Consider the following 15,758-nt stretch of genomic DNA (forward strand, 5'->3'; position numbering starts at 1 on the left):
CATTCAGTGATGTTATCGTATAGTTAAAATGCAATCATTTATTCATGGATTTGCGATTGGTATGAGTCTGATCGTGGCCATTGGGGCACAAAATGCCTTTGTTCTCAAACAAGGTTTAAAAAGACAATATGTATTTTGGGTATGTTTACTTTGTGCTACTTCTGATGCAATTTTAATTGCGCTAGGGGTAACAGGTTTTGCCCAAGTCATTCAAAGTTATCCGCAAATTTTGAGCATCACAAAATATTTTGGTGCTGCTTTTTTATTTATTTATGGTGCACAACATTTTTATGCTGCTGTAACGCAAAATCAAAGCTTATCTGCAAGTGATACTCAAGCAGAAAATGTGTGGAAGATTTTAGCCATTTGTGCTGCATTAACATGGTTAAATCCGCATGTTTATTTAGATACAGTGATTTTGTTGGGTTCAATTTCTACACAGTATGCAGCAACCAAAATGTATTTTGCTTTCGGTGCAATGACGGCTTCATTTATATTTTTCTTTGTCTTAGGATTTGGTGCAAGATTTTTGCAACCGATTTTTCAAAGGCCTCAAGCATGGAAAATTTTGGATATGATGATTGCTTTGATGATGTGGGCGATGGCTTTTAATTTGCTATTCAATTGAATTTGAATGACTCATCAACTTGTGATTATGAAATACATAGTGGATGTTCATATCAAAAATATTGATCAAAAACTTGAAGTAAACTCTCGTACTAAAGTCATTCATGTTGTACAAAATAAAAGCTTATTATTTAGTAAATAATAAGCTTTTATGCATAGGTAATTTTAAGATTTAAGGAATAGTTGCTTCATTCATATGACGCGCACCTTCTAGCAGCATACGAATCATAATCATGGTTTGTTCAGCCACTTCTTTACGTTCATGATTTGGCAGATCCAATACTTTTGCTCCCATGTTAAAGACCAATTGTGTAATGGCTTTAGCGACAAGCTCAGGATGAATGAGTTTATGCCGATTTAGTTTTTCTAAGCGAATTAAATCTTCTTGTAACTCTTGTTGAAAAAAAGCCAATTGTTGATCTACCGCATGTTTATATTGGATTGAACCTGTATAACCTTCACGTAATAATAGACTTAAATTTCCTTCGTCAGCATCTAGTTGTTCAATAAATACTTCAACAGAACTTCGAATAATGCTGCCATTTTTGGTTGCTTGTAAACGTGCTTGATGCAAAATTTGACGTAAGACACCGCCTGCACGGTCAATTAACTCAATTGCAAGTTCATCAATATCTTTAAAGTGTCGATAAAAACTATTGGGTGCAATGCCTGCTTCACGTGCAACTTCTCTTAAACTTAAAGAAGAAATACTTTTTTGTGGGCTAATTAAATTTAATGCAGCTTGAAAAAGCTCTTCTTTAGTAATGGTTGCTTTTCTGCCTACTGAACGCACAGATACTTTTTCAAGAGCAGAATCTGTGTCTTGAACGGAAATAGAATTTTCAGAGAGTGCAGAGCTTTGCTTCATAAATATCAAGTAAATTAAGTTATTTAACTATTATAGCCGTTGCGATTACATAAATGAAATGTCTAGATACAATACAAGTGTATATACAAATATATATACATATGTATAATAATTTAAATTCTATTGAGTGGTACGCCTCTGATGCATGCTATTGAAAAGCAAAAATCTCCTATAAATTCAATATTTGAAGTTGTATTGGGCATTCATGCAAGCAACTTCTGGCTACAAAAAATTAATCCTTTATGGTCAATTCAACAAGCACTTGGAAAAATTGTCCAAAAAGAACAAACCGCTGTTGATATGGTGAGTTTGACCATTCAAGTAAATCGTAATTTTAAACATGGGCAAGCAGGGCAACATCATCCCATCACGATTGAAATCAATGGTCGTCGCTATGAGCGTACTTACAGTTTGACTCAACTTGATAAACAACATGTTGTATTAACAGTAAAAAAAGTTGAAAAAGGTATCGTTAGTCAGTGGTTGAATGAACAAGCAAAAGTCGGAGATATTCTTGAGTTTGGTCAGCCTTATGGTGAAATGCAACTGCCAAACACAACCCAGCCACTTGTATTATTGGCTGCGGGAAGCGGCATTACACCAATGTATAGCTTGGTGAAAGATTTGCTTCAAAACAAAAAAAATAAAGAGCAAACCGTACATCTGCTGTATTGGGTAAAAAAACATGCCGATGTTGCATTTAAACAGCAGTTTGAACAATGGGCAGTACAATATCCAAACTTTAAATTTGATGTTTTTTATACACAAGATACGCCTAAAGATGCACGTTTAAATGTTGAATATTTACATTTGGTGAAAGACCTTACACAAAGTACAGTTTATGCTTGTGGTCCATCAGGTTTTGTCCGCACTGGGGAAAGTTTATTTCAGTCTGCACATGATTTTAAAAGTGAAGCCTTTAGCCTTACGCCGATCATTTCTGATGAAACAGGCTTTGTAAATGTGACTTTAACTCAGTCGAATAAGGTGCTGGCGATTCCAAAAGGTCAGTCTATTTTGGTGAGTTTAGAACAACAAAACATTAAACCACAGCATGGCTGCCGTATGGGAATTTGCAATAAGTGTGCATGTAATAAAGCCCAAGGTGCAACCAAAAATATGGTCAATGGTCAAGAAAACTCTGAACCTAACAATTTACTTAGAATTTGTGTAAATACTGCACAAACTGATTTAGTTATCGACATTTAAGCGAGTTTTATCATGAATATGCCAGTTAAAATTCAATATTTTACCAATCCTAAAAACCGTGAGTTAACTCAGTTTGAGTTAGATGAACTTGCCCGTGAACTTGATGCAATTAAGCAAGAAGTTCTTGATGATATTGGCGAAAAAGATGCGAAATACATTAAAAAGGTTTATGCAGCGATTCGCTATAGCAGTATTTTAGGGCGCGCTTGTCTTTTTGCAGGTTGGTTCCCACCAGCATGGTTGCTAGGCACAGGTTTACTTGGTTTTGCCAAAATCATGGAAAACATGGAGCTGGGTCATAATGTCATGCATGGGCAATATGATTGGATGAATGATCCACGTTTTAAGGGTACTGATTACGAGTGGGATATTGTCGGTACTTCTGATAATTGGCGTCAAACCCATAACTACAAGCACCATACCTATACCAATATTAAAGGCATGGATGACGATATTGGTTATGGTTTATTGCGTCTTTTCCCTGAACAGCGTTGGAAACCAGGCTATTTATTACAGCCTTTATACAGCATTCCATTTTGTTTGTTATTCCAATGGGGTGTTGCAATCCAAAATCTTGAAATTGGTAAAGTTTTTTATAAGCGTAAAACTTGGGCACAATTTAAAGAAGAATGGAAACCGACGCAGAAAAAAATAGGTAAGCAATTTTTTAAAGATTATGTATTTTTTCCTTTAATTGCAGGACCTGCGGCGTTGCCTGTGTTCACGGGCAATTTAGTTGCAAATGGCATTCGTAACGTTTGGACATTTAGTATTATCTTTTGTGGTCATTTCACTAAAGATGTAGAAGTTTTTCCTAAAACAGTATTACAAAATGAAAGCCGTGGACATTGGTATATGCGTCAAATTCGTGGTTCTTCGAACTTAACGGGTTCAGAAGCATTCCATATTCTGACGGGTCATTTAAGCCATCAAATTGAGCATCATTTATTTCCTGAAATTCCTGCACGTCGTTATCGTAAAATGGCACCGAAAGTACAGGCTGTATGTGAAAAATATGGTTTGAACTATAACAATGCAAGCTTATTCAAACAGTATGGTCAGGTACTTGGACGTATTGTCAAATATGCTTTTCCATTTAAAAAATAATCAGCATTCATTTTGAAATAAAACCGCTTTAGAGCGGTTTTTTTATTGGGAATAAGTTTGAGTGTTGTCATGATGATTAAGACGATAAATTGACTGTGCTCAGTATGAGCATTGAAGATTGAAAAAAGCATTAAAATAAAGACAAAGAGAATAGATCATAACCCATTCGCCCAATTAAAAAGACCAATAAAATCAAAAAGAAAATACGAATGAAACCACTGCCATATTTCATTGCCAACGCCGTACCTGTAATAGCTCCCAAAATATTACATACAGCAAGGACAACGGCTGCGAGCCAAATCACATGACCTGTTGGAATAAAGAAAAACATTGCGGCTGCATTGGTGGCAACATTGACGAGTTTTGCCGAAGCAGAGGCATTTAAAAAGTCAAAAGCAAAGACTTTGACAAATAAGAATAATAAAAAACTGCCTGTTCCGGGACCAAAAATACCATCATAAAAACCAATACATGCACCAAACAAAATGCCGAGCGCAATTTCCCTTTTCCCTGCTTGTAAAACGGTATGAACTTGCCCAAGATCTTTTTTGGCAAATGTATAAATGGCAATTGCAATCAGCAAAAAGAACACGATATAACGCATGAGTTCTTTGGGAATGAGCGAAACTGATATTGCTCCAAAGAAAGAAAATATAAATGCAGCAACCATGGTCGGTAAGATTAACTTCCAATTGATAGTTACTTTCTTAAAGTAAGCAAGTGCAGAAGACAATGTACCTGCCATTGCAATCATTTTATTGGTACCGAAAACAGTGGCTAAACTGTGTTTTGGCAAAGCATGCATGAGGGCAGGTAATTGGACTAAACCACCACCACCTACTGCTGCATCAATCAGCCCACCACAGAATGCGAAAAAGCCGAGACCCATTAAAAGGGTTTGATATTCCATGGTCAGCGCTGATATTTAAAGGAGATGTTGCGAGTTTATGCTAGAAGTATTTACAATGAAAGTCATAAAATTACTCAAGTCTCATGATTTGAGACTTGGTTGATCTAATGTGTAAGGCGATGCTTATTTTATATACCCTTTATCAATGAAAGGTCTAAAAATACGATAATAAATTGATAAGACCAGATTTAAAATCAAGTCTTTATATTTGTGCCATAACATGAGTCCAGAAAAATTGACCAATAATGCCAACAAAAAAGCACCAATCATATCGAGTGGAAAATGCACACCCACATAAATACGAGACCATGCCACTAACCACGCGACCAAAATCAGCAATTTACCCAATTCACGTTGTGATGAAAAATAGTAAGCAAAGGCGATACTACTAAAAATCGTCATGTGATTACTTGGAAATGAACCTGTCGGTTGATGTTGAATGAGGGTTTGACCGACTTCCATGACAAAAGGTCGTGGAGAATAAAAAAAATGTGAAATTAACTGACTCATTGACAGCGTCACACAAGTAAAAATGAATGCTTTTAAAATTTGTTTTTTGACTTGTTCATCGCCACGAAACCACAGGATGGCAAATACAACAATCATTAAATACAATAAATCATTAGCAATGAAAATCGCATAGTGCACCATAAAGGATGATGCATGTTCGGGCGCATTTAAAAGATTAAATATAGCAAAATTTAAATTTTCAATCGACATTAGAGGAAAGTTCAAGTAAAGCGACGGTAGGCTACTGTAAGCATCTTGTCATTAAAATGAAATATAGTGCTCACCTAAAGCCAACAATGTAACTCAAAATTTGAGAAGTATTTTGCGATTATTGAATAAAAAACAGTAGAACCATGGCTTGATCTACTGTTTTATAAGGTATGTGTGTTTCAAAAATAAGAAGACTTATTTAAATTGGATAGATCCATTGGCGTTGACAGTGATTTTAGATTCACCAGAAGCCATGTTTTGCCCACCTGCATCGGCTGCTTCAAATTTTGCCATGCTAGCGCGCGCTGCATAGAGCGGCTGAGGATAAGAATTATTGGTGTTGATATTTAAGCTCACCAAGTTATATGCCGATTTATTCCATGCCTGTGTCAAAATTTGTGCACGTTGCTGAAAGTTTTTGGAGGCTTCAACCATGAGTTCATTTTCAACTTTTTTTCGTTGCTCATCAGATACTGTAAAATTAATTGATTGAGTTTGGAAGCTTTGTTGTAACTCACTGATCAACTGGCTCGCGGCTTTAAAGTCTTTGCTTTCAATTTGAACTTCGGCACGACCACGCCATTCTTTTAATTTTTGGTTGTCATTGTCATAGACTGGGTAAGTGGTTTGAGAGCCTGTTTCAACTTTAACTTGTGGATATTTTTTGGCAATGCTCATGGCTTGGTTCATGAGCTGTGTGATTTGAGCAGACAATTCAGCAGGTTGTTTGTTGGTTTTTTCAATAAATAAGACAGCATGCATCTCATCATTAGAGACTTGACGCGTTGCATCTGCTTGTACATTGACAACATTATAGTTCAATGCGTCATTTTCTGCTGCCATAGTTAGGGTACTCAGTGTTGTTCCTAAAAGTAAAGTGGTTAAAGCTAAATAACGCATAGTTTTTCCTTAGAAGTATTCATTGAAATTCTTTATTTGATATTAAGCACAAGTCAGGGAGAGCTTTTGCATAATTTGTGGTGCATTTGTAATAATTTATACCAAGTTTGCAACAAATAATAAATTAAAATATGATATAAATTAGTGTGTTATTTATGTTTTGTAAAAAATAAATAGATTAAAATATTGTAGAAATTAAAAACGAGCAAATCATCGACTTTTCTTTGCTTTGTCACAGAGTATGATGATAATTATAGTATAGATGTTAATGAGCGTTTTTTTCGATAAACGAATAGGCGATAAGTACATAAAAGATATTTATTTTCTTGAAAAAAACTGTATTATCGCGCTCCTAGTTATGAATATTCAAAATCGCTCTAACTAGATTCTATAAAGCACCGAGTCAAAGGACCGCAAGTCACCCGACTTATTTCTTTCAACCCATATCAGAGATGGTAATTCGATATGAGCGTTACTTCTGTAAATCCTGCTGCCACTTCCACAAACGAATACTACTTGACTCGCCAAAGTCAGATGGAATCGAATGTTCGTAGTTATCCACGTAAATTACCGTTAGCGATAGCGGAAGCACATGGTTGTTGGGTTACCGATGTTGAAGGTACAAAGTACCTCGATTGTTTAGCTGGGGCAGGAACATTGGCTTTAGGCCATAATCATCCTGCGGTGATTAAAAGTATTCAGGACACTTTAGCAAGTGGTCTTCCTCTGCATACTTTAGATTTAACAACGCCTTTAAAAGATGCTTTTACTGAAGCACTTCTTGAACAGCTTCCAGGTGGTCAAGAAGAATATTGCTTACAGTTCTGTGGTCCATCTGGTGCAGATGGTACAGAAGCAGCAATTAAATTAGCGAAAACCTATACAGGTCGTAGCACAGTCATCAGTTTTTCTGGTGGTTACCACGGGATGACCCACGGTGCATTGGCGATGACAGGTAACTTATCTGCTAAAAATGCGGTCAATGGCTTAATGCCAGGCGTACAATTTATGCCATATCCGCATGAATACCGTTGCCCATTAGGCATTGGCGGTGAAGCAGGTGTAGATGCCTTAACGTATTACTTCGAAAACTTCATTGAAGATGTCGAAAGTGGTGTAACTAAACCAGCTGCTGTAATTCTTGAAGCAATTCAAGGTGAAGGTGGTGTGGTGACTGCACCTGTAAAATGGTTGCAAAAAATCCGTGAAGTGACAGAGCGTCACAACATCGTATTGATTTTAGACGAAGTTCAAGCGGGCTTTGCGCGTTCAGGTAAAATGTTTGCCTTTGAGCATGCGGGTATCGAACCTGATGTCGTTGTGATGTCGAAAGCAGTGGGTGGTAGCCTACCATTGGCTGTATTAGGAATTAAACGTAAGTTTGATGCTTGGCAACCTGCAGGTCACACGGGTACTTTCCGTGGTAACCAACTTGCTATGGGTACTGGTCTTGCAACCATTAAAACCATTAAAGAACAAAATCTTGCTCAAAACGCACAAGAACGTGGTGATTTCTTACAAGCTGAATTGAAAAAATTAGCGCAAGAATTCCCATGTATTGGTAATGTTCGTGGTCGTGGTTTAATGATCGGTATTGAAATCGTAGATGAACGTAAGCAAGCGGATCACATGGGTTCTCTTCCTGCAGATTCGCAATTGGCTGCTGCAATCCAAACTGCTTGTTTCAACAATAAATTATTGCTTGAAAAAGGTGGTCGTAGCGGCACAGTGATTCGTCTGCTTTGCCCATTGATCATCACTCAAGAAGAATGTGAAGAAGCTATTGCACGCTTTAAGAAAGCTGTTGCAGAAGCCCTTGTTGCAGTTCGAGGCGCGTAATTTATGGTAGATTTTGCAGAACATCGTAAAGCGTTACTCTGCAATGATGCTCAATCTATTGCTGACTATGAGTCAGCAATGGGTGAGGCGACCAAAGCGGTCGCAGCATGGTTGCAAAACGACAAAATGTATACAGGTGGTAGCATTAAAGAACTTCGCCAAGCGATTTCTTTTAACCCATCTAAAGAAGGTTTAGGTCTTCACCAATCGCTTGAGCGTATGGTTGAGTTATTCTTAAACAAAAGCTTAAAAGTACATCACCCACATTCTTTAGCACATTTGCATTGCCCAACCATGGTGACCAGTCAAATCGCTGAAGTGTTGATTAATGCAACGAACCAGTCGATGGACTCATGGGATCAAAGCCCTGCGGGTTCTTTGATGGAAGTTCAATTGATCGATTGGTTACGTCAAAAAGTGGGTTATGGTGCAGGTCAAGCAGGCGTGTTCACTTCTGGTGGTACACAATCTAACTTGATGGGCGTACTACTTGCTCGTGACTGGTGTATCGCAAAAAACTGGAAAGACGAAAACGGTAATCCGTGGTCGGTTCAGCGCGATGGCGTGCCAAATGAAGCAATGCGTAATGTCAAAGTCATTTGTTCTGAAAATGCGCATTTCTCTGTGCAAAAGAACATGGCAATGATGGGCATGGGTTTCCAATCAGTCGTGACAGTTCCTGTCAATGAAAATGCTCAGATGGATGTGGATGCACTGGAAAAAACCATGGCGCATTTGCAAGCTGAAGGCAAAATCGTGGCATGTGTGGTGGCAACTGCGGGCACAACCGATGCGGGTGCCATTGATCCACTGAAACAAATTCGTGAAATTACTACCAAATATGGCGCGTGGATGCATATCGATGCGGCATGGGGTGGTGCGTTGATTCTTTCAAATGACTACCGTTCAATGTTAGATGGTATTGAATTGTCAGATTCGATCACATTGGATTTCCATAAGCATTATTTCCAAAGCATTTCATGTGGTGCATTCTTGTTAAAAGATGAAGCGAACTATCGTTTCATGCACTACGAAGCTGAGTATTTAAACTCTGCTTATGATGAAGAGCATGGTGTTCCAAACTTAGTGTCTAAATCATTACAAACAACTCGTCGTTTTGATGCATTGAAATTGTGGATGACGATTGAGAACTTGGGTGAAGAGCTTTATGGTTCAATGATCGATCACGGTGTGAAACTTACACGTGAAGTTGCGGATTATATCAATGCAACAGACGGTCTAGAAATGTTGGTCGATCCACAATTTGCGTCTGTGTTGTTCCGTGTGATTCCTGAAGGTTATCCTGTGGAATTATTGGACTCTCTGAATCAAAACGTGGCAGATGAATTGTTTGCACGTGGTGAAGCCAATATTGGTGTGACCAAAGTGGGCAATGTTCAATCATTGAAAATGACCACTTTAAGTCCAGTGGCAACTTTAGAAAACGTACAGAATTTACTTGCTTTAGTGCTTGCAGAAGCTGATCGTATTAAAGATGCTATTGCGGATGGTAGTTATACGCCTGCAATTGATTAATCATTGTATTTATCAAAGAAAAACCCAGTTTTAGCACTGGGTTTTTTGATTTGAAAATAAAAGTTTGATTAACTCGTGTATTTCTCATTAAGTAAATTTAGATTTCATCATGATCTGATTCTTTTCTTTAAAATTTTTTAAAACAATGTAAGACTTTATGTGTCCAATAAAGTCACAAGACAACAAACGCTCTGTGACAAAATGTGAAAGTTGTTCCAAATTTTCAGCAACAACCTTGAGCATATAGTCTGCATCTCCACTTAAAGAAAAAGCCTCCTGAATTTGATCTTCACATTCAATTAAATCTTGAAAAGCCTGTTTTGATACAGCACCATGCGTACTTAAATTAACATGAACCATTGCCATAACGTTTATTCCGAGTGCTTGTGGAAGAATTCGGGCGCTATAACCTAAAATAATGCCTTTTTGTTCTAAGATCTGTCGACGTCTAGAACATTGTGAAGCTGATAATCCAATCGTGTCGCCAATTTCTTGATTGGTTAAACGTCCATTGCGTTGTAATGCTTGTATGATTTGCCAATCAAACTTATCCATTGCATAAAATCCTTTTATGATACACAGATCATGCATATTGCAAAAAATCTGTTTCTATTATGCATGAAATATAAAAATAAAATGCAATATTATTTTTATAAAGGGAATAATAATGTAAAGGAAAGTGAATATGTTAATAGAAATTGGTAAGTACCTGAATAAACGTTTACAAGAGCTTGGAATTAAACATGTTTTTGGTGTACCTGGTGATTTTAATTTATCTTATTTAGAGCAGATTGAAGAAGAGAAACAGCTTGATTTTGTTGGTAATTGCAACGAGCTCAATGCCGCTTATGCTGCTGATGGTTATGCACGAATCAACGGTTTTTCTGCGCTTGCAACCACATATGGTGTAGGAGACTTAAGTGCGATCAATGGGATTGCAGGTGCTTATACTGAAAATGTTGCGGTGGTTCATATCTCCGGGATTCCACCTTTGCATGCAGTAAAAAATGGTGCACTTTTACACCATACCTTGGTTGATGGTAATTATGACAATATCATGAACTGTATGCGAGAGTTTACAGTGGCGCAGACCCGTCTAACACCTGCAAATGCAGCCAAAGAAATAGACCGTGTATTGCAACAATGTTTTATCGAAAAACGACCTGTGCACATTCAACTTCCATCAGACATTACGCATGTCAAAATACAGGTGGAAGAGCAGCCTTTAAATTTTGTTATGCCAAAAAGTGATCCTGAATTACTTGAAAATGCAATTGAAACACTGGCGAATGCAATTGTGCATGCAAAAAGTCCAGTGCTTTTGATTGATAATGAAGCGCAAATCTTCCAAGTGACGCAGCTTGTGGAAAAATTAGCAAACCAATATGCAATTCCTTATGTGTGTTTAAGCACGGCGAAAAATATTGTTGATGAATCCTCGCAATTGTTCGCAGGTGTATATGTAGGCGCAGCAAGTCAGCCAATCGTCCGCCAATTGGTTGAAAATTCAGATTGTTTAATTGCAATTGGTGCACGATTTACAGATGTGGGTTCTGGTTATTTTAGCCATCAAATTAACCCCAAAACGTTTGTAGATATTAAGCAGTATGATTTAAATATTTTTGGTCAAAATTTTCCTGCAATTGAATTATCTGAATTATTGACTGCACTCTGTCATGCTTTACCGACTCGAAAAGTTCTCAAACCTGTATTAGAGGCAACGCCTTTTGTGCCACAAAGCATTCAAGCTTCACGAAAGCTTTCACATGATATTTTGTGGAAATATATTGGTGCATTTTTAAAAGAAAATGATGTAATCATTGGTGAAGTCGGTACTTCAAATTCTGCTCTATCAGGCATTAGATTGCCGAAAACAGCAAAATACATTGCTCAGCCAATCTGGGGTTCGATTGGTTATACCTTACCCGCATTATTAGGGGCAATGAAAGCAGCACCAAAACGTCGTCATGTTTTATTTATTGGTGATGGTTCTATACAACTGACCATGCAAGAACTTTCAACGATTATTCGACATGATCTTAAGCCGATTATTTTTGTCATTAATAATGGCGGTTATACCATTGAGCGTTTGATCTTAGGAGAAAAGGCAGCTTATAACGACATTCAAAACTGGAAATATACCGAAATGGTTCATGTATTTAATGGGAAAAATACCTATGAAACATGTACCGTGGAAACAGTCTTAGAGCTTGAGCAAGCCTTAGAAAAAATTAATGATCATCAGCATTTATCATTTATTGAATTAAAACTCCCCGCGATGGATGCGCCACTTAGCCTACAAAAATTTGCCGATGTTGTAGCTCGTTATGATTATGGTGATCATGCTTACCAAAAACTAAAAATGTCTGAACCATATGTGAAATGTCAGGATGTGATTTCGTTTTGACGCAAAGAGGAAATGTAGTAGCAGTGCTACATTTCCTCTTCTTTTTTATTTTCCAATTCAAGTTATTTCTAAAATGTGATGCTAATCAAACTGTGATCTTTAAGGTATGAGCTGTTAAAGATCATTTCTTCTAAAAAAGTTGTCACGGATATGACAACACAGGAGTTAATATGGAAATTCAGGAAAAAAATACGCTAAAAAAAGAGCTTTCCAATCGTCATATTCAATTGATTGCACTTGGTGGTGCAATCGGAACAGGTTTATTTCTTGGACTTTCTCAAACCATTAAGCTTGCAGGACCTTCAGTATTATTAGGTTATGCTTTGGCGGGTGTGATTGCATTTTTGATCATGCGACAACTCGGTGAAATGGTCGTACATGAGCCTGTCAGTGGTTCTTTTAGTTATTTTGCCAATAAATATTTAGGTAAAATGGCTGGCTTTATGTCAGGTTGGAATTATTGGGTGCTGTATGTTTTGGTCAGTATGGCAGAGCTTTCTGCGATTGGTACATTTATACATTTTTGGTGGCCCGAAATTCCAACATGGTTAACAGCACTGTTCTTTTTTATTTTGATCAATGGGATTAACCTCATTGATGTGAAGTTTTTTGGTGAATCTGAATTTTTATTTTCAATGATTAAAATCATAGCGATTTTAAGCATGATTGGTTTTGGTGCTTATTTATTATTAAGTGGACAGGCAGGTCCACAGGCAAGCGTGAGTAATCTTTGGCAATTTGGTGGTTTTTTCCCCAATGGTGCACATGGTTTTATCATGGCAATGGCAATGATTATGTTTGCTTTTGGTGGGCTTGAGTTGATTGGAATCACGGCGGCAGAAACCAAAAATCCTCAGAAAACCATTCCGAAAGCAGTTAATCAAATTGTATATCGTGTCCTGATTTTTTATGTGGGTGCAATTGGGATTTTACTTTGTCTATATCCATGGAATCAGGTTGCACAAGGTGGCAGCCCATTTGTATTAATTTTCCAATCTTTAAATAGTGGTGGCGTGGCCAATGTTTTAAATTTTGTGGTGTTGATTGCCGCGATCTCAGTTTATAACAGTTGTATTTATTGTAATACACGAATGTTACATGGTTTGGCGGAACAGGGGAATGCACCTAAATTTCTTAAGAAAGTAAATAAACGTGGCATTCCTGTGAATGCTGTTCTATTGTCATCGGCTGTGACAGCACTTTGTGTTTTGATCAATTACATCATGCCAAGCAAAGCGTTTGAGCTTTTAATGATGTTGGTGGTCTCTGCATTAGTGATTAACTGGTTAATGATTTCGATTACACATTTAAAATTTAGAAAAGTGATGTTAAGTACAAGTGAGCAGACTGCATTTAACAGTTTGTTCGCACCGTGGTCAAATTATCTCACGATTGCTTTTGTATTCTTTATTTTGATTGTGATGAGCTTTACACCAGATATGCGCATAGCAGTGGTGATGATTCCTGTGTGGTTGGTATTTTTAGGCTTTATGTATATGGCGAAATACCGCAAGAAAGCCGCAATCATGCCTGAAGTCGGTATTTCTCGCTAAATAAAAGTTATCGCTTTGTGGTTGATATTTAACCGAGATTGTTTTATAGAATCATCCTTCGCAATAGGTTGAACCGTTTAGAAAAACCGAGTGAATTTATTCGCTCGGTTTTTTATGCTTATGTATTTTAAAAAGGTATTGATCATTTATTGATGATTTTATTTTTTATTTTAAAGCGATCATGCATCGTGATATTGTTAAACACTTGTTTTAATCATTTAAATTTAAAGTATTTATGCCAATAAAGACCGTTGAAACCTGGCTACATTTAACCACGCAAAAAAATCAGCAGGTGATGCGTAATGTTGCTCGTTTATGGAATATTGGTGAAAAAGCACGCGATCCCCAAGAGATTTTAGATGCTTTACACCCGTGGGGAGAGTGTAAAGATTTATATTTCCACAATTTTATTGCCCATTTATTCATAGTTTTAGGTGTTTTTATTCTGATTTTTGGTTGGATGATTGATGTTTATATTCCCTTTGCTTTGACTTTCTTGGTCGCTATGTTGTGTTTATTTTTTGCTTATTTAATTTATGAACCTCGTTCACCGATTGAAGAAGTAATACAGTTTTTAGAAAAACGCATGTTGATGTTAAAATATGATTTACAGTTCAATCGTGTACCATCTTTTTTGCCGCAAAGTAGCAACTCGCTTTTGGTTATGAGTAAATTAAAGCAATCTTTTCCTTTATTTTCAAAAGGAAATGCGATAAATGAAATTATTCAATACATTGCTACAACATGGGAATTTGAACATAAAAAATATCCAGTCTTATTGTTTCATTATTATTACATCAATGAATTGCCAATGAGTCAGTTCAATAAAGATCAGAATAAAACGCAAGGGATACGTAAAGATCAGTGGGGCGCTTTTGTATTTGCTACACCCCGTTTGGGCTTTGCTGCAAGTAATCAGCGTCACGCATTTTTTGAACCCTATACACAAAAATGGTCAACCAGTGATATTTTAGTGAATGAAAATCTAAACATCTTTGGACATGATCAGAATCAACTTGCACGTCATATTAGCCCAATGATGACTTTAAAATTGAGTGATTTTTTTCAAGATTATTCAGGTGAAGTTGTATTTCATTTTGAAGAAGATATGCTGTGCTATATGGGGGATCAAAATTTGTTGCAACATCGTCAAAATATCGAAAAAATTCGAGATGTTTCGCAATTAAGAGGACATTTACGTACTTTGCGTATGCCTGAATATGAACGCTTTCAGCAACACATGCTAAACTTAATTTCATAATCAATAAGGAAAACAATATGGGCTGGTTTATTTTTATTGCAATTTTTGTCCTTATGTTTATTTGGGGAATTGCTATCCGTAATAATATTGTTCGTTATTTTAATGCGACCAAACGAGCTTGGGCTGAAGTGGCAAATTTTGAAGTACAAAAAGCCAAAATTTTAGGCAATCTAGAACAAGTTTTGACAAAATATACTGAGTTCGAAAAATCGACTTTAGAAAAAGTCACTGAATTACGTCAACAAATTTTACATCTCAATTTGAATCATACAGATGTTTCCCAATTGCAACATATTGAAAAGCTCAGTCAAGATTTGATAAAAAATTTAAATGTCGTGGTAGAAAATTATCCTGAACTCAAAGCAGATCAGATTTATCTAAAAATGATGGGCGAGATTCAAGAGCAGAATGAAAATGTGGGCGCAGCCATTACGATTTTTAATCGAAATGTTGAAGCATTTAACAATACAATTCAAGTTTTTCCCAACAATTTAATTAATACACTGACCTTATCAAAAAAGGCAATACGTCCATTTTCAGATCCAATTTTGTTGAAAAATTTTGATTATCGACCAAATTTTTAAAATTTAAAACACACCGTTTTAGCCTATGGTTGATGTGAGTAATCGCTTATGGATGAAGAATTGATTAACTCACATTTTTGTAAAAAATAATAAAATCGAGTTTATTGTTAAATATCCAAAAACTGCATGATCTTTGCGGTGTTTGGAAATTGTTCAATATTTATATTCATGATTATCTATTCCTATCTTTAGAAATGCTCAATGAATGAGCTTTCAAAATAAAAATATGCGAAAAAT

Annotated in this window: 14 protein-coding genes; 9 read left to right on the plus strand and 5 right to left on the minus strand. The window is 36.6% G+C overall.

Translation table 11 applies throughout. The features are described from left to right. Nucleotides 1–28 precede the first annotated feature (28 nt). A complete protein-coding gene (locus G0028_RS06495; protein ID WP_180044772.1) occupies nucleotides 29–628 on the plus strand; it encodes a LysE/ArgO family amino acid transporter in 600 nt (199 codons plus the stop codon). Between the two features lie 171 nt (nucleotides 629–799). On the opposite strand, the gene fabR is transcribed toward G0028_RS06495, so the two are convergent. Beyond that, nucleotides 800–1,495 carry an HTH-type transcriptional repressor FabR gene (gene fabR, locus G0028_RS06500; RefSeq protein ID WP_130072792.1) on the minus strand — a complete coding sequence of 232 codons (696 nt, stop codon included), beginning with the start codon at nucleotides 1,493–1,495 and terminating at the stop codon, nucleotides 800–802. Nucleotides 1,496–1,636: 141 nt separating this feature from the next. Between fabR and G0028_RS06505 the strand changes: the two genes are divergently transcribed. Continuing rightward, a complete protein-coding gene (locus G0028_RS06505) occupies nucleotides 1,637–2,704 on the plus strand; it encodes a ferredoxin reductase (RefSeq protein WP_180044771.1) in 1,068 nt (355 codons plus the stop codon). 12 nt (nucleotides 2,705–2,716) lie between these two features. Further along, the gene (locus G0028_RS06510) at nucleotides 2,717–3,811 is read left to right on the plus strand and encodes a fatty acid desaturase family protein (RefSeq protein WP_130072790.1); all 1,095 of its coding nucleotides are present in this window, start codon (nucleotides 2,717–2,719) and stop codon (nucleotides 3,809–3,811) included. 130 nt (nucleotides 3,812–3,941) lie between these two features. On the opposite strand, the gene G0028_RS06515 is transcribed toward G0028_RS06510, so the two are convergent. The 3 genes from G0028_RS06515 to G0028_RS06525 form a co-directional block, all read right to left on the minus strand. Further along, entirely contained in the window at nucleotides 3,942–4,721 is a 780-nt protein-coding gene (locus G0028_RS06515) for a sulfite exporter TauE/SafE family protein (protein WP_180044770.1), read from the minus strand. 123 nt (nucleotides 4,722–4,844) lie between these two features. Continuing rightward, the gene (locus G0028_RS06520; protein ID WP_174492978.1) at nucleotides 4,845–5,441 is read right to left on the minus strand and encodes a phosphatase PAP2 family protein; all 597 of its coding nucleotides are present in this window, start codon (nucleotides 5,439–5,441) and stop codon (nucleotides 4,845–4,847) included. A 195-nt stretch (nucleotides 5,442–5,636) separates the two neighbouring features. Next, on the minus strand, nucleotides 5,637–6,341 hold the full coding sequence (locus G0028_RS06525; RefSeq protein WP_174492977.1) for an SIMPL domain-containing protein: 705 nt from the start codon (nucleotides 6,339–6,341) through the stop codon (nucleotides 5,637–5,639). A 465-nt stretch (nucleotides 6,342–6,806) separates the two neighbouring features. Between G0028_RS06525 and G0028_RS06530 the strand changes: the two genes are divergently transcribed. Together G0028_RS06530 and G0028_RS06535 are read left to right on the plus strand one after the other, a co-directional pair. Then, entirely contained in the window at nucleotides 6,807–8,180 is a 1,374-nt protein-coding gene (locus G0028_RS06530; RefSeq protein ID WP_130072786.1) for a diaminobutyrate--2-oxoglutarate transaminase, read from the plus strand. A 3-nt stretch (nucleotides 8,181–8,183) separates the two neighbouring features. Further along, nucleotides 8,184–9,716, plus strand: coding sequence for a pyridoxal phosphate-dependent decarboxylase family protein (locus G0028_RS06535; protein ID WP_130072785.1), 1,533 nt, complete (start codon nucleotides 8,184–8,186; stop codon nucleotides 9,714–9,716). 87 nt (nucleotides 9,717–9,803) lie between these two features. Here G0028_RS06535 and G0028_RS06540 read toward each other — a convergent pair whose 3' ends face one another. Next, nucleotides 9,804–10,271, minus strand: a complete 468-nt coding sequence (locus tag G0028_RS06540) for an Lrp/AsnC family transcriptional regulator (protein WP_130072784.1) — start codon at nucleotides 10,269–10,271, stop codon at nucleotides 9,804–9,806. A gap of 130 nt (nucleotides 10,272–10,401) precedes the next feature. Between G0028_RS06540 and G0028_RS06545 the strand changes: the two genes are divergently transcribed. The 4 genes from G0028_RS06545 (at nucleotide 10,402) to G0028_RS06560 (ending at nucleotide 15,521) form a co-directional block, all read left to right on the plus strand. Then, nucleotides 10,402–12,123 carry an alpha-keto acid decarboxylase family protein gene (locus G0028_RS06545; protein WP_180044769.1) on the plus strand — a complete coding sequence of 574 codons (1,722 nt, stop codon included), beginning with the start codon at nucleotides 10,402–10,404 and terminating at the stop codon, nucleotides 12,121–12,123. Between the two features lie 170 nt (nucleotides 12,124–12,293). Beyond that, nucleotides 12,294–13,676, plus strand: a complete 1,383-nt coding sequence (locus G0028_RS06550) for an amino acid permease (RefSeq protein ID WP_180044768.1) — start codon at nucleotides 12,294–12,296, stop codon at nucleotides 13,674–13,676. Between the two features lie 235 nt (nucleotides 13,677–13,911). Next, complete coding sequence (locus G0028_RS06555) at nucleotides 13,912–14,937, plus strand: hypothetical protein (protein ID WP_180044767.1); 1,026 nt, start codon at nucleotides 13,912–13,914, stop codon at nucleotides 14,935–14,937. 17 nt (nucleotides 14,938–14,954) lie between these two features. Continuing rightward, nucleotides 14,955–15,521 (plus strand): LemA family protein, encoded by a 567-nt coding sequence (locus G0028_RS06560; protein WP_130072780.1) that lies wholly within the window; start codon nucleotides 14,955–14,957, stop codon nucleotides 15,519–15,521. The last annotated feature ends 237 nt before the right edge of the window (nucleotides 15,522–15,758 follow it).

The sequence above is a fragment of the Acinetobacter piscicola genome (assembly GCF_015218165.1).
Taxonomy (GTDB): Bacteria; Pseudomonadota; Gammaproteobacteria; order Pseudomonadales; family Moraxellaceae; genus Acinetobacter; species Acinetobacter piscicola_A.

Coding starts and splice junctions, on each gene's coding strand:
- G0028_RS06520 (WP_174492978.1), bottom strand. CDS start 5,441: ATGTCGATTGAAAATTTAAATTTTGCTATATTTAATCTTTTAAATGCG.
- G0028_RS06550 (WP_180044768.1), top strand. CDS start 12,294: ATGGAAATTCAGGAAAAAAATACGCTAAAAAAAGAGCTTTCCAATCGT.
- G0028_RS06535 (WP_130072785.1), top strand. CDS start 8,184: ATGGTAGATTTTGCAGAACATCGTAAAGCGTTACTCTGCAATGATGCT.
- G0028_RS06510 (WP_130072790.1), top strand. CDS start 2,717: ATGAATATGCCAGTTAAAATTCAATATTTTACCAATCCTAAAAACCGT.
- G0028_RS06505 (WP_180044771.1), top strand. CDS start 1,637: ATGCATGCTATTGAAAAGCAAAAATCTCCTATAAATTCAATATTTGAA.
- G0028_RS06555 (WP_180044767.1), top strand. CDS start 13,912: ATGCCAATAAAGACCGTTGAAACCTGGCTACATTTAACCACGCAAAAA.
- G0028_RS06540 (WP_130072784.1), bottom strand. CDS start 10,271: ATGGATAAGTTTGATTGGCAAATCATACAAGCATTACAACGCAATGGA.
- G0028_RS06560 (WP_130072780.1), top strand. CDS start 14,955: ATGGGCTGGTTTATTTTTATTGCAATTTTTGTCCTTATGTTTATTTGG.
- G0028_RS06545 (WP_180044769.1), top strand. CDS start 10,402: ATGTTAATAGAAATTGGTAAGTACCTGAATAAACGTTTACAAGAGCTT.
- G0028_RS06495 (WP_180044772.1), top strand. CDS start 29: ATGCAATCATTTATTCATGGATTTGCGATTGGTATGAGTCTGATCGTG.
- G0028_RS06530 (WP_130072786.1), top strand. CDS start 6,807: ATGAGCGTTACTTCTGTAAATCCTGCTGCCACTTCCACAAACGAATAC.
- G0028_RS06525 (WP_174492977.1), bottom strand. CDS start 6,341: ATGCGTTATTTAGCTTTAACCACTTTACTTTTAGGAACAACACTGAGT.
- fabR (WP_130072792.1), bottom strand. CDS start 1,495: ATGAAGCAAAGCTCTGCACTCTCTGAAAATTCTATTTCCGTTCAAGAC.
- G0028_RS06515 (WP_180044770.1), bottom strand. CDS start 4,721: ATGGAATATCAAACCCTTTTAATGGGTCTCGGCTTTTTCGCATTCTGT.